The 12,920-nt window shown below is 52.4% G+C and carries 14 protein-coding genes; 12 read left to right on the top strand and 2 right to left on the bottom strand.

Annotation, left to right across the window (positions count from 1 at the left end; translation table 11 throughout):
• Positions 1-97 precede the first annotated feature (97 nt).
• The 9 genes from ACE41H_RS09575 to ACE41H_RS09535 all read left to right on the top strand — a co-directional run bounded on the left by ACE41H_RS09575 (position 98) and on the right by ACE41H_RS09535 (position 9,228).
• Entirely contained in the window at positions 98-1,009 is a 912-nt protein-coding gene (locus tag ACE41H_RS09575; protein ID WP_375354995.1) for a YitT family protein, read from the top strand.
• A gap of 176 nt (positions 1,010-1,185) precedes the next feature.
• Positions 1,186-2,070, top strand: a complete 885-nt coding sequence (locus ACE41H_RS09570) for a M15 family metallopeptidase (protein ID WP_375354994.1) — start codon at positions 1,186-1,188, stop codon at positions 2,068-2,070.
• Positions 2,071-2,079: 9 nt separating this feature from the next.
• On the top strand, positions 2,080-2,721 hold the full coding sequence (locus tag ACE41H_RS09565; RefSeq protein WP_375354993.1) for a VanZ family protein: 642 nt from the start codon (positions 2,080-2,082) through the stop codon (positions 2,719-2,721).
• Positions 2,718-3,419: a response regulator transcription factor gene (locus ACE41H_RS09560; protein WP_375354992.1), complete on the top strand. Its 702-nt coding sequence runs from the start codon at positions 2,718-2,720 to the stop codon at positions 3,417-3,419. Before ACE41H_RS09565 ends, ACE41H_RS09560 begins: the two co-directional genes overlap by 4 nt.
• Positions 3,412-4,524 carry a sensor histidine kinase gene (locus ACE41H_RS09555; protein WP_375354991.1) on the top strand — a complete coding sequence of 371 codons (1,113 nt, stop codon included), beginning with the start codon at positions 3,412-3,414 and terminating at the stop codon, positions 4,522-4,524. Before ACE41H_RS09560 ends, ACE41H_RS09555 begins: the two co-directional genes overlap by 8 nt.
• A gap of 170 nt (positions 4,525-4,694) precedes the next feature.
• Positions 4,695-5,843, top strand: coding sequence for a TolC family protein (locus tag ACE41H_RS09550; protein WP_375354990.1), 1,149 nt, complete (start codon positions 4,695-4,697; stop codon positions 5,841-5,843).
• A gap of 12 nt (positions 5,844-5,855) precedes the next feature.
• Positions 5,856-7,304, top strand: a complete 1,449-nt coding sequence (locus ACE41H_RS09545) for an efflux RND transporter periplasmic adaptor subunit (RefSeq protein WP_375354989.1) — start codon at positions 5,856-5,858, stop codon at positions 7,302-7,304.
• Positions 7,301-8,020, top strand: a complete 720-nt coding sequence (locus tag ACE41H_RS09540) for an ABC transporter ATP-binding protein (protein WP_375354988.1) — start codon at positions 7,301-7,303, stop codon at positions 8,018-8,020. The genes ACE41H_RS09545 and ACE41H_RS09540 overlap by 4 nt, the downstream gene beginning before the upstream one ends.
• On the top strand, positions 8,017-9,228 hold the full coding sequence (locus tag ACE41H_RS09535) for an ABC transporter permease (protein ID WP_375354987.1): 1,212 nt from the start codon (positions 8,017-8,019) through the stop codon (positions 9,226-9,228). Before ACE41H_RS09540 ends, ACE41H_RS09535 begins: the two co-directional genes overlap by 4 nt.
• Positions 9,229-9,268: 40 nt before the next feature.
• Here the strand turns inward: ACE41H_RS09535 and ligD are convergent, their stop codons facing one another.
• Together ligD and ku are read right to left on the bottom strand one after the other, a co-directional pair.
• Complete coding sequence (ligD, locus tag ACE41H_RS09530; protein WP_375354986.1) at positions 9,269-10,177, bottom strand: non-homologous end-joining DNA ligase; 909 nt, start codon at positions 10,175-10,177, stop codon at positions 9,269-9,271.
• A 23-nt stretch (positions 10,178-10,200) separates the two neighbouring features.
• A complete protein-coding gene (gene ku / locus ACE41H_RS09525; protein ID WP_375354985.1) occupies positions 10,201-11,109 on the bottom strand; it encodes a non-homologous end joining protein Ku in 909 nt (302 codons plus the stop codon).
• Positions 11,110-11,291: 182 nt separating this feature from the next.
• Between ku and ACE41H_RS09520 the strand changes: the two genes are divergently transcribed.
• The 3 genes from ACE41H_RS09520 (at position 11,292) to tsaB (ending at position 12,908) form a co-directional block, all read left to right on the top strand.
• On the top strand, positions 11,292-11,471 hold the full coding sequence (locus tag ACE41H_RS09520) for an H-type small acid-soluble spore protein (RefSeq protein WP_375354984.1): 180 nt from the start codon (positions 11,292-11,294) through the stop codon (positions 11,469-11,471).
• 161 nt (positions 11,472-11,632) lie between these two features.
• Positions 11,633-12,112 (top strand): tRNA (adenosine(37)-N6)-threonylcarbamoyltransferase complex ATPase subunit type 1 TsaE, encoded by a 480-nt coding sequence (tsaE, locus tag ACE41H_RS09515; RefSeq protein WP_375354983.1) that lies wholly within the window; start codon positions 11,633-11,635, stop codon positions 12,110-12,112.
• Between the two features lies 1 nt (position 12,113).
• Positions 12,114-12,908 carry a tRNA (adenosine(37)-N6)-threonylcarbamoyltransferase complex dimerization subunit type 1 TsaB gene (tsaB, locus tag ACE41H_RS09510; RefSeq protein ID WP_375354982.1) on the top strand — a complete coding sequence of 265 codons (795 nt, stop codon included), beginning with the start codon at positions 12,114-12,116 and terminating at the stop codon, positions 12,906-12,908.
• Positions 12,909-12,920: the final 12 nt, after the last annotated feature.

Raw genomic sequence — 12,920 nt, 5'->3', positions numbered from 1 at the left:
AAGTTAATGATGCTGCGAAGAAGGGGCTTGTTAAACGAGCCTCCTTTTTTATCCATTAATATGTAAATTATTCCATATAAATTTGGGGGGAAGGATGATGGAAACCATCGAAAAGCAACAAGTCGCAGCATTGGAAAAAAGGCTTCCGGTCAGTCGTAAAAATAAAATCAAGAAACTGCTGCGGCGGGTTTCTTTTATAACGCTTGGAGCGGCGCTCATGGCGGTCGCGCTTGAAATTTTCCTTGTGCCCAACGGGGTCATCGACGGGGGCATTACCGGCGTATCCATTATGTTTTCAGAAATATTTGACCTCCCGCTCGGCATCTTTCTGTTTCTTCTCAATCTGCCCTTTCTCATTCTTGGCTACAAGCAGATCGGCAAAACCTTCGCGCTTTCTACGTTGCTAGGCGTAGTCCTGATGTCCATCGGTACAACGCTGCTCCATCCGGTTCCGGCCTTGACGCCGGGCGAGCCTCTCCTGGGTGCCATCTTCGGCGGAGTTATTCTCGGTATCGGTGTAGGACTCGTTATTCGTTCGGGCGGCTCGCTCGATGGCACGGAGATCGTGGCGATTATCGTCAGTGAGAAAACGCCCTTCTCGGTGGGTGAAATCGTGCTGTTCGTGAACGTGTTCATTCTTGGCAGCGCGGGCTTCGTCTTCGGCTGGCCTAACGCACTTTATTCCATGATTGCCTATTATATTGCCATGAAGATGATCGACATTACGATTGAGGGTCTGGATCAGTCCAAGTCCGTATGGATCATCAGTGATAAATACCGGGATATCGGTGATGCGCTGACCGACCGGCTGGGCCGCGGTGTCACCTATCTGGATGGTGAAGGAGGCTTTACCGGTGAAAGCAAAAAGGTGATTTTCGTAGTCATTACCCGGCTTGAGGAAGCGAAGCTGAAATCCATCGTAGAAGATTGGGACCCCCATGCCTTTGTGGCGATTGGCAATATTCATGATGTTAAGGGTGGAAGATTTAAGAAAAAGGGAATTCATTAGCGAAGCTAAATCATAAGGCAAAACCCGTCCCCTGATCGCATTTCAGGGGGCTTTTTTCTGCCCGAACACTAAAAGTGATGTTGTGATTTAAGAAAAATTTTATTTTTAACCTCATTTCTTCTTTAATAGTTTTCTTTATCCTACAAGCATACGAAGGATTAGGAGGAAGCTGAAGTATGAAGAAATGGTTTTTTTGTATTATCGTTTTGTTGCTGCTGGGCTACGGATTTACGAAGTTGAAGACGGGCATGACCGGCCTGTCTGATGAATTGGAGCCTTTTGCCGTAAGCATAGACAACTCTGAAGAGGTTTCGCAATCGGATAGGGATGAGTTTACGATAAAAGTGACGAAAGAAATGATATTCCACGGGGATCTGCTGCTCGTCAACAAGGACCATCCCGTTCCGGAAGGGCTAAACCCCGAGTCGGAAGCGGTGAGTCTGGTCCAGAATTCCGAGTTGATCGACGGATTTGGCGTGCTTGATAACACGGTTCTGCTATCGCCCCGGCTGGTGGACAAATTTCATACCATGATCAAGGCCGCAGCAGAGGAAGGGGTCAATCATTTCTTGATCAGCAGCGGTTATCGGAGCGAAGACAAGCAGGACGAGTTGTATCGCGATATGGGATCGGAATACGCCCTGCCGGCGGGGTACAGCGAGCACAACCTCGGTTTATCGATGGATATCGGCTCCTCACAGGCGGATATGAATCAGGCCCCGGAAGGGAAATGGCTGAAAGATAATTCCTGGAAATATGGGTTTATTCTGCGCTATCCCGAGGATAAAACAGCAGTGACGGGCATTCAATTCGAGCCGTGGCATTTCCGTTACGTCGGTTTGCCGCACAGCGCGATCATGCAGGAGAAGAGCCTTGTCCTGGAACAGTACCTGGATTTACTGAAACAGCAGAAGGCGGTGAGTATCACGCTCGGGGGGGAAAACTATAAAGTCTTTTACTTTCCGGTAACCAAAGATAATACGATCACCGTGCCGGCGCAAGGAAAATACGAGATTTCCGGCAATAATGAGGACGGTGTTATCATTACAGTACGAGAATAACCGGGCAGGATGAATACGAAAATCGGGATGGTGACGACAGTGGGGATGAAGACGAATACGAGCGTGGATATTAACAATATGAAAGCGGGAATGAGCATGGATACCTTGACAAGATCAGGTGCGGCGACGAGAAGCCGTCTGAGCATTCTAAGCCTTCGAGCTCTGCTCGTCCTATATATATGTGTGTTGGTCAAAATCATCTTATTGAAGTTTCATTCCCTGGATTTGGGTTTTCTCTGGGGCCAGCTGTTGACTGGCCTGCAGCATCCCGGCTTGATCGCGCAGCAGTTGCATACAGGCAATTTGGTCCCCTTCCGGGAAATCTCCAGATCGCTGCGTTCGTTAACGGACCATACTTTACTTAATCTGTTCGGAAATGTGGCGATTTTTATACCCTTGGGTATTTTGCTGGGACTTATGTTCAAAAAAGAAGGCATGCCAGGGATAAAAATATTCATCTGTGCGTTTTTCTTAAGCTTGGGTATGGAAACCGCCCAGCTCTTGTTCAGGATTGGACAATTCGACGTCGATGACATTTTGCTGAATACCGCCGGAGGACTTCTTGGTTTTGTGATATACCGAATCTATGCCGGACCGATGAAACCGTCCCCTTCGGTTACGCATGTCCTTGAAAAGGAGAAAACGCTATGAAACCGATTACCATTCTGATTGCGGATGACGAGGCGGAAATCGCCGATCTGATCGAACTGCATCTGGCCAGAGAGGGCTACCGTTGCCTAAAAGCCGCTGACGGACAAGAGGCTCTCGACGCGATCCGGACGCAGTCCGTGGATTTGGCGATTTTGGATATCATGATGCCCAGGATCGACGGGTACGAGGTGACCCGGCAAATCCGCGAGCAGCATCATCTGCCGATTATTTTTCTTAGCGCCAAGGCGACCGACCTGGATAAGATCACCGGTCTGGTTCGTGGTGCCGACGATTACATGACCAAACCATTTAACCCGATGGAACTGGTGGCCAGGGTGAATGCCCAATTGCGACGTTTCATTCAGTTGAACCCGTCGATGGCGGCTTCGGCGGATGCGTCCGTGCTTGAGGCCGGGGGGCTTGTGATCCATCCCGAGCAGCGGACCGTGTTTCTGTACGGCAAACCGGTGGAGCTTAGGCCAAAGGAGTTCGATATTTTGATGCTGCTGGCCAGCCATCCGAAGAAGGTATTCAGCTCAGAGCATATTTTTCAGCAAGTTTGGGGCGAGGCGTATTATGAAGGTGGAAATACTGTAATGGTACATATCCGTACTCTGCGCAAGAAGCTGGGGGAGGACCAGCACAAGGACAAGCTGATCAAAACCGTCTGGGGGGTAGGTTATACGTTCAATGGCTAAACCCAAATTCCGCAGCTTCCGCTTTCATATGATCCGGCTGTTCGGGCTCAGCATGCTGTTGTCCGCTGGCACTACTTTTCTGATCTACTTGGCGCTGCAGCAATATTACCATACGCTGTACCGGGAAGACCCGATGTTCGTAGTCCGGGAAACCATCAGAGAGATCGGCGATATTAACGTGTTCCTGCTCCTTTTTTTTCCGATTTCGTTTTTCTACTTCTATCTGCTTACCCGGCGTTACGTTGCTTATTTCCGGGAGATTTCCCGCGGGATCAACCAATTGGCCGGGGGTGACTTCTCCCATCGGGTCCATATCCCGTCCAATGATGAAATCGGGGACATTGCCCGGGACATCAACCTGGCCAGCGAAAAGCTGCAGCAGGCGGTGGAACGGGGGGATTTCGCCGAGAACAGCAAGGAACAGCTGGTGCTGAATCTGGCTCATGATTTGCGGACTCCGTTGACTTCCGTCATCGGGTATTTGGATTTCATCCTTCAGGGCAAGGATTTGACCGCAGAGCAGATGAAGCATTACATGACGATTGCCTACACCAAATCGCAGCGGCTGGAGAAGCTGATCGACGAGCTGTTCGAAATAACGCGAATGAATTACGGCAAGCTGAGGATCAATCGCAACCCGCTTGACCTGAGCGAACTGCTGACCCAATTAACCGAAGAGATGTATCCCGTATTTGAAAAAGGTGAGCTGAAAGCGCGCCTTGATGCTGCGCCGCAGCTGATGACTTCCGGAGACGGCGATCTGCTCGCACGTGTGTTCGAGAACCTGTTGTCCAATGCTGTCCGTTACGGTAAAGACGGCGAATACATTGATATTTACGGCCGCCTGGAGGAGGACCAGGTCATCGTTCAAGTCATCAATTACGGCGATGTCATCCCTGCGGACGAGCTTCCTTATGTGTTCGATATGTTTTTTACCGGGGATCGTGCCCGCACCCATCAGGAGGGAAGCACCGGGCTTGGCCTGTTTATCGCCAAGAACATTGTAGAGCAGCACGAAGGCGCCATATCGGTGCAAAGCGATCTCATCCGTACCGTATTCGAGGTGCGTTTGCCGTATTTGTCATCATCGGTGAAAGACCCATAACTACAATTCACAATTTGTCGTTTTAGGTTACAAAAATGTGTTTTTTTAGAACTTTATCTACCATAACCTCTTCACTTACAATATCTAAGGAGAAGGGATTCATTATTTTTCCATCCCCTCGTCATGAGAGGGTGTGAGAGGGAATGAGAGTATGATCAAAGGGAGGTTTCATGATGAAAGAGAAAACGGCTGTCTTGCTGCTTGTTGTTTCTTTATCCGCCGCTTTGGCCGGAGAAGTAAAAGCAGCGTCAGGGAGCAATCAGCAGCCGCAGCCATCGAATGCGGAAGTAAATGCGCCTGCCAAACAGGGGGAAGTCCAGCTTACCCTGGAGCAGGCCGTAGCTCTGGCAGAGGCTAATAACGAGCTGTTGAGAAGTTCGACACGGGACGTGGATCGTAAAGGGATTACATTGCAGGAGGCAGTGGAAGACCTGGGGTATATCTCGCCTTATGATGTCGACGGGAGCGTTGATGCCTCGGAGAGCAATCCGCTCTGGAAGAGTTATACTTCGGCCAATGAGGCTTATCTTACGGCTGTAAGGCATGCCAAGTTTGCCAAGGATAAGGTCTATTTCTCGGTCATGAAAAGCTATCAGGCCGTTTATGTTGCAGAAAACAATGCAGAAACCGCTCAGCAGCAGTTGGAGCTTGCACGGGCAAAAGAACGCATCGCTGCCGCCAAATCATCCCGCGGTCTAGTGGCGCAGAAAGATTACGATGATGCCGCACACAGCCGGATGGAAGCGGAGGAAACTGTCAGGCAGCGCAGCTCCGAACTGCAAAAGGCGTATGATGCGTTAAATACGCTGATAGGCAAGCCCAAGGGCACAACATATACTTTGGAGGACCCGCCAGGGTACCGGGAGCCCGTTAAACTGGATATCGAGGCCCACATCAGCAAGCTCGTGGAAGACAGCCCGGAGATTATTGACCTGAAGGAAGCGGTCAAGAACAGTGAATGGAATATCAGATACGATAATTTCCAGGGCAGTGAGTCTGATAAAAAACTGAAGCGTATGGATCTGGAAGAGGCCAATGAGCGCTTGACGAAAGGGAAGGAAGATTTTGCTGAATCGTTGAGAACGGCCTACAGCACGCTGATGGACAAGGGCCAGGAATACATACGATTGAAGGAAAATTATGAAATTGCCCAAAAAGCGCTGGAGCTGTCCCGCAAGAAATGGGATAGGGGCATGATCGTTCAGTCTGAGCTGGTGGAGAGCCGCTTGAATGCCGACCAGCTCCGACGTCAGCTTGAGGAATTGGCGATCGAGATAAGCCAGTTGGAATATACGCTGAATAAGCCGTGGAGTGTCTAGGAGGGACAGGCTGTGAGTGAAATCGTTGCTAACGATGCAATCGTGGAATGGAAAAAGAAACGAAGAAGGAAATGGATCATTCGGACTGTTATTGTGCTTGCATTATGCGGAGCGGGAGCGGTGGTATACTGGCAGTGGCCTGAAGAAGAAGTAGCGGCCGTGCCTCAGAACGAGACGCTGCAGGTGGAGCGCGGGGATGTTACGGAGACATTGGACGCCACGGGAACGGTCAAAGCGTCGAAGGAGGTCAACCTCAACTTCACAGGCGAAAGCACCGATAAGCTGGCAGCGGTCAATGTCGCGCCAGGGGACCGGGTCAAGGCCGGACAGGTGCTGGCCCGGCTTGATGATACGGAGGCGCGCAATCAGGCACAGAGTGCGGCGGACGACCTGGCTATGGCCAAAAACAAGCTGGAGGAGGCCCTTAAAGGGCCAAAGCCGGAGGAAGTGGAAATCCAGCAGGTCCATGTGCAGCGTGCGAAGACGGAGCTGGAAAGAGCCAAGCAGAACTTTGATATTGAGGAGGCACAGAGCCAGAAAGAGCAGTCCTCCAAGCAGCTCGAACAGGCCCGTAAGGCTTATGATGACCAGAAATTTCTGCTGGAAGAAGGGGCTGTTCCCGCCAATGAAATGGAGCAGGCTGAGCAGACACTGGAGAAGGCCGAACAGGACTATAAAGCGCAAGAGAGAAACATGCGCAAGATTGAAAATCAACAGAAGCAAGCGATCGAGGATGCGGAAATATCGTACCGGCAGGCGATGGCCGAGCTGAAAAAAATCCAGACTCCCACAGATGACTCCGCGATTGAGGCGGCACGGATTGATGTGCGGCGGGCTGAAACCGTGCTGAAGCAAAAACAGGACAGTCTGACGAAGCTGGAAATCAAGGCCCCGTGGGACGGAGTAATTCTGAAAGTAAACGGCGACGTGGGGACAAGCCCGACGGCTCCTTTCATTGTGATGAACAACGCGAGCGCCAACAATTTGATGATTGCAGCCAAAATCGGACAAAGCGATATCGTTAAGGTACAGACAGGCTTGAAGGCTATATTTCGTACCAACGCTTATCCAGGTGAGGAGTTTCAGGGAGAGGTGAAGTTTGTGTCACCTGAACCGTCCACCGAGGATGGGAGCACCGCTTATCCGATTGAGCTGTCTGTCAAAAATCCCGATGGCAAGCTGAAAACCGGGATGGTCATGGAAATATCCATCTTACTGGGTACGCATAAAGACGTGCTGTTCGTTCCAGCCATGGCGATCCGCTCCGAGGGAGGACAGGACGGCGTATATGTGGCGTCCAATCCGGCAGCTCCAGAGGCTTATAAATTTGTGCCGATTGAGCAGGGCTTCTACACTCCTGACCGGGTTGAACTGAAGTCCGGCGTGAAGGAAGGGGATACGGTGGTGATCCCTGCGCCTGCTGCGATGCCGGTGGATCCCATGATGGGAGGTGCGGGATGAGCCACGTCATTGACATTCGGCATGTCCGCAAAACCTATAGGGTAGGCGGCCAGGAAATTCACGCCCTGCATGATGTGAACCTTTCCATTGAGCAGGGGGAATTTGTCGCCATCATGGGTCCATCGGGATCGGGGAAATCCACGATCATGAACGTGCTCGGCTGTCTTGATCTGCCGGACTCCGGCGAGTTTTATCTGGATGGATATCCGGTGCTGGGAGCCAAGCCTTATGAGCTGGCCCTGATTCGCAACCGCAAGATCGGTTTCGTATTTCAGAAATTTCATTTGCTGTCCCGCTCCACCTCGCTGGCCAATGTCGAGCTGCCGATGATTTATGCCGGGATGCCTGCAAGGGAGCGGAAGCGGCGGGCGGCTGAGGCGCTTACCCATGTAGGGCTCGGGGACCGGCTGAAGAACAAGCCGAACGAGCTGTCCGGGGGACAGCAGCAGCGTGTATCCATCGCCCGCGCGCTTGTGAACGATCCGGTCATTCTGCTGGCGGACGAGCCGACAGGCGCGCTGGATTCCCGTACGACCGTGGAGATTATGGACATCTTTCAACGATTGAATGATCAGGGGATCACGATCGTTCTCGTGACGCATGATGCGGAGGTGGCAGCATGTGCCAAGCGCCTGATCTATTTCCGGGACGGACGGATCGAGAAGGATGAACGGATTACTCCGCGAAGAATGACGGCAGAGGAAGTGAACGCATGAACCTGCTGGAAACGCTGAAGATGTCCTTTTCCAGTCTGAAAAGCAATAAGCTGCGCTCGCTGCTGACCATGCTCGGCATCATTATCGGGGTTGCGGCAGTCATTGCCATTGCGGCGATCGGCAAGGGCTCCAATGCCCAGATCACCTCGCAGATTAATAATATGGGCAATAATTTAATTATGATCTACCCTTTTGCTCAATATGATGAAGCGAATGGCACCCAATTTGTGGAGCCGCCGGAATTCACCTTGGAGGATGTGGCCGAATTGGAGCAGCTCAGGTCCGTTGCCGATGTGGCTCCGAGCGGGATGAGCAGCGCCGATGTGGTCTGGAACAGGCAAAAGGCGAATCTGCAAATCGAAGGCACTTCGGCCTCATTTGCGAGGGTGCAAAAGCTTTCCTTCACGGATGGCAGAACCTTCACGAATTATGAGGTGGAAAAGGGGCTGAATGTGGCTGTTATCGGGCCGCAGGCTGCCAGCGACTTGTTCGGGGAGAACAGCGCCAATGCGGTTGGGGAAACGGTATTGATTAACAATCTGCCATTTAAAATCGTAGGCTTGCTGTCGTCTAAAAACTCCATGATAAACAACAGCGCCTACCAGCTTTATATTCCGATCACAACCGGCATGGACCGGATGAGTCATATGAGCATTCAACAATTAAATATTTCCGCTGCGGCTCCCGAATTAATGGACAGCGCGCGTGCTGAAATTACGCAGAAGCTGCGGACCAGGCATATGATCAAGGAAGGGGAGCCGGACGATTTTCAAATGATGAGCCAGACTGACTATCTGCAGATGACTGCCGGCGTTGATGACACCATGAACCTGCTGATTCTCGGAGTGGCCGGGATTGCGCTGCTCGTGGGCGGGGTGGGTATCATGAATATGATGCTGATGGCCGTTACGGAACGGACCAGGGAAATCGGAATCCGCAAGGCCATCGGAGCCCAGCGCGGCGATATTATGCTGCAATTTCTGATGGAAGCGGTATTCATCAGTCTGCTTGGCGGCATCCTCGGCGTGCTTGCCGGAATCGGGGCGGCCAGGCTGCTGAACAGCACGGCACAGATGCCGATCGTATATACGGTTGAGCCGGTTCTGTATTCATTCCTGAGCTGTATGGCTGTTGGCATCCTGTTCGGAGTTATTCCTGCCCTTAAAGCCTCGCGCCTCAAACCGATCGATGCTTTGAGATATGAGTAAAGGGAAGGCAGCAGAGCTTAAAATTTAAAAACCTGTACGGTCATTGGATCTGTACAGGTTTTTTGCCGTTCAAATAGTCCAATAGCGGGCGGATGGGCTGTGGAGGAACCATGCTGATCAGGTCCCCTATCTGTTGAAGCCGTTCCCCGATATTAAGCAGGTGATAGTCCTTGGGAGACACGTCCCGCCGAACTTCCTCCCATGTTAGGGGAGTGGATACCGTGGCGCCTGTTCTTGCGCGCGGGGTATAGGGGGCTGCCAGCGTTTTTCCGCGATAGTGCTGAAGATAGTCGAAATAAATGCAGGTGCCGCGGTCCTTCTTGAGCCTCTCCAGCGTAAACAGAGACGGATGCTTCTCGGTTACGTATTTTCCGACAAAATGGCCGACGCTCCGCAGTTCGTCGAATGTAATGCCTTCAGATACGGGGACGATAATCTGTACACCGGTAGCGCCAGAAGTTTTGGGAATCGATTGCAGGCCGAGCGAAGCCAGCACTTCTCCCACGATGCCGGCGGCCTCCATGATCCGCGGTTCCTCTTCGACCGAGGGGTCCAGGTCAATCATCCATTCACAGGGGAGCGGACTGCCTGCCTTATGGAGAGAAGGATGGAACTCCAGTGCAGCCTGATTGCCGAGCCAAAGCAACTGCGGCAGATCATTCAGCACCATATAATCGATTCCTTGATCGACATAGCTTTTGACGAAGTCGGGTCTAGGCTCAGGCACGTTCTTCTGGTAAAAGGAATCGCCGTGAATACCATGCGGCCAGCGGATCACGGTCAACAGGCGGTCACGGCAGTAAGGCAGCAGGTAAGGCGCCAGAACGGCAAGCTTGGTCAAATATACCGCTTTGGTGATCCCGGCTTCCGGCCATAACGGCTTGTCCGGATTGGTGATGGTGATTTCACGCCCTTCAATCGTTATGCTGCCTTTCACCGTTCTGGCCATACGGGAGCCTCCTTATCGAACAGTCATGTCTTGCTTGTTTTTCTGGTCGCGGTTTTTCGCTTGGGAGCGGCAGGCGGTGCTTCGCTGGCAGCGGCCCTGGCCGGGGCGGCTGGCTTTTTGGCAGTACGCTTCCGGCCTGGAGATGGGCCCGGATCAGGTGTTATGGGCTTAACCGCCTCAATGCTGGCCTGCAGCGCTGCCATCAAGTCCACTACATTCGTCTGCGGTTTGGCCGGAGCAATTTTGACCTCTTCTCCCGCTACCTTGTGGGAGATCAGATCCAGCAGCCGTGCACGGTATTCGTCCGTATATTTTTCAGGGTCAAATTCAGTGGAAAGCTGTTCAATCAGCATTTTGGCCATGGACAGTTCTTTCTCATTAACTGCTGTCGTCCCTGGAAGATTGGGCACCTGCGATATAGGCCTGATTTCATCCGGATAAAATATCGTCTCGATGGCAAGGCAGCCCTCCAGCACCCGAATGGCCGCCAGACTGCTCTTGGAACGGATGGAGATGTGGGCGATGCCGATCTTGCCGGTATCCTGCATGGCATTAAGCAGCAGGCTGTATGCATTGGCGCCCGCCTGATCCGGAGACAAATAATATGTTTTCTGAAAATAAATCGGATCAATATCGGTCAAATTGACAAAGTCCAGAATCGTTATGTTTTTGTTGCCCTGCTCCGTCAGCTGCTCAAGTTCCTCTTTTTCGAACATGACAAAACGGCCCTTCTCATATTCATAACCTTTGCCGATTTCCTCCCACTCGACCTCTTTGTCGCAAACGGGGCACTTTCGTACATAAGTTAACGGACTGCCGCACTCCTTGTGGATGTAACGCATGGAAATATCCTTGTCCTCTGTTGCAGAAAACATTTTGACAGGAACATGGACAAGGCCGAAGCTGATCGCTCCTTTCCAGACGGTATGCATCGTTGATCACCTTCCTTTGTTAGCGGCTGTATACTGCGCAATACGTAGTATGCGTAGCATGGCATTTTGTATGTAGTGCATGGCGGGGTTCGCTTTGGCGCATAGTAACAAGGAGCATGAATACGGAGAAGATGATCTGATGCCAGATAAAAGGAGATTTTGCAGCAAAGGAGGAATAGGTTATGGACGCCCAGCGTGCCAAAGCCATCTTGGACTCGCCGGAAATGATTGCAGTCAAGCTTGAGGGAGAACCGGTGTGGATTGAGCATGTGGATGTGGAGAACGGCATGGCGACCGTGCAGGTAGGATCGAATCCTGTCAACACGCAAACGGTCAAAACCGCCCGGCTGGAGGAGAAATAAAGCCTGACAGGGAAGAACCGCTCGCCGTTTTACCGGCAGGAGCGGTTCTTTTTGTCATGATAAGGTTGCTTATCCCTTTTCTTGCGGCAAGGTACAGAAGGGCTATATAATAAAGAACAAGTTGCAAGGCCTGAGGGGCCGCCGAGAGGTAGGCATATACAATGACAGAGGAACATTTCACATATTTGGCGAAAGGTGTGGCTGATACGGAGCGGCTGGCGGCGGCATTGGCCGCCCGGTCGTCCGCAGGCTCCGTAATTGTGCTGGACGGTGAGCTGGGCGCAGGAAAAACCGCGTTTTCCAAAGCGTTCGCCAGACATCTCGGGGTAGAAGGAGTGGTGAACAGCCCGACTTTTACCCTGATTAAGGAATACGAAGGCCGCTTGCCCCTATACCATATGGACGTTTATCGGATCGATGAGGATGAGGCGGGTGAGCTCGGCCTGGATGAATATTTTTACGGCACAGGCGTTTGTCTGGTGGAATGGGGAAGCCTGATTCCGTCTCTCCTGCCAGAAGAGCGACTGCACATCGTCATTGAAGCGACGGCCTTGCCGGATGAACGGTTGATTCATCTGACAGGCTGCGGCGAAGTGTATGGCGAATGGTGCCGGAGTTTGCGAGAGAATGGAGTAGAATGATATGAATGATGAGGAAGTACGGCCGCGGCAGCGGTTTTTGGCGTTGGATACAGCAACGGCCGTGATGGCTGCGTCTTTGCTGGAAGGCAGCAAGGTTACCGGAGAGGTAAATGTGCAGGGAGAGAGAAATCATTCCGTACATGTTATTACCGAGCTGGAACGTTTGCTGTCGGATGCCGGCGTATCCGGCAGAGACATCACAGGTTTGGCGGTTGGTGTAGGGCCTGGCTCATATACGGGAGTCAGAATTGCTGTTACGGCAGCGAAAACGCTGGCCTGGGCATGGAAGGTGCCGGTGGCTGGCGTATCCACGCTGCATGCGCTGGCTTGGGGCGGCTGGGCTCACGGACAGACCGGGCTGGGGGACAAGTCCGTGCCACTGCAGGCCAGTGCCGTTCAATGGATCATCCCCCTGCTGGATGCGCGGCGCGGCCAGGTGTATACCGGTCTTTTTGCGGCCAATGGCGAGCAAGCTCCTGTACGGATGGAGCAGGATGGCATCCGCTTGATGACGTCCTGGGTTGAGGAGCTCAAGCGGCGTTTGACGGATACGGATGAGGGCAGCCGTCCGCGGGTTCTATGGTTTGTCGGAGAAACCGGGGTGCATGCACAAACGGCGGCTGGACTGGAGGCACAGGCGGCGGTACAGGTAGTACCCTATGAGCTGGAAGGCGGCTGGGTCGGGCGGCTGGGTGCTGACCGCTTATTGAATGGAGAGCAGGACGAGCTGCATACGCTCGTTCCGAACTATACCCAGTTGGCGGAGGCGGAAGCAAACCTGCTGCGCCAACGTTGAAGGGACGTTGAA

The sequence above is a fragment of the Paenibacillus enshidis genome, from assembly GCF_042136365.1.
Classification (GTDB): domain Bacteria; phylum Bacillota; class Bacilli; order Paenibacillales; family Paenibacillaceae; genus Paenibacillus; species Paenibacillus enshidis.
Note: the sequence above shows the minus strand (reverse complement) of the source record. Positions and strands in the feature narration are given on the sequence as shown.

What these genes read in the sequence shown, in the direction of transcription:
- ACE41H_RS09575 (WP_375354995.1), top strand. Translation starts at nt 98, where the DNA reads ATGGAAACCATCGAAAAGCAACAAGTCGCAGCATTGGAAAAAAGGCTT.
- ACE41H_RS09570 (WP_375354994.1), top strand. Translation starts at nt 1,186, where the DNA reads ATGAAGAAATGGTTTTTTTGTATTATCGTTTTGTTGCTGCTGGGCTAC.
- ACE41H_RS09565 (WP_375354993.1), top strand. Translation starts at nt 2,080, where the DNA reads ATGAATACGAAAATCGGGATGGTGACGACAGTGGGGATGAAGACGAAT.
- ACE41H_RS09560 (WP_375354992.1), top strand. Translation starts at nt 2,718, where the DNA reads ATGAAACCGATTACCATTCTGATTGCGGATGACGAGGCGGAAATCGCC.
- ACE41H_RS09555 (WP_375354991.1), top strand. Translation starts at nt 3,412, where the DNA reads ATGGCTAAACCCAAATTCCGCAGCTTCCGCTTTCATATGATCCGGCTG.
- ACE41H_RS09550 (WP_375354990.1), top strand. Translation starts at nt 4,695, where the DNA reads ATGATGAAAGAGAAAACGGCTGTCTTGCTGCTTGTTGTTTCTTTATCC.
- ACE41H_RS09540 (WP_375354988.1), top strand. Translation starts at nt 7,301, where the DNA reads ATGAGCCACGTCATTGACATTCGGCATGTCCGCAAAACCTATAGGGTA.
- ACE41H_RS09535 (WP_375354987.1), top strand. Translation starts at nt 8,017, where the DNA reads ATGAACCTGCTGGAAACGCTGAAGATGTCCTTTTCCAGTCTGAAAAGC.
- ligD (WP_375354986.1), bottom strand. Translation starts at nt 10,177, where the DNA reads ATGGCCAGAACGGTGAAAGGCAGCATAACGATTGAAGGGCGTGAAATC.
- ku (WP_375354985.1), bottom strand. Translation starts at nt 11,109, where the DNA reads ATGCATACCGTCTGGAAAGGAGCGATCAGCTTCGGCCTTGTCCATGTT.
- ACE41H_RS09520 (WP_375354984.1), top strand. Translation starts at nt 11,292, where the DNA reads ATGGACGCCCAGCGTGCCAAAGCCATCTTGGACTCGCCGGAAATGATT.
- tsaE (WP_375354983.1), top strand. Translation starts at nt 11,633, where the DNA reads ATGACAGAGGAACATTTCACATATTTGGCGAAAGGTGTGGCTGATACG.
- tsaB (WP_375354982.1), top strand. Translation starts at nt 12,114, where the DNA reads ATGAATGATGAGGAAGTACGGCCGCGGCAGCGGTTTTTGGCGTTGGAT.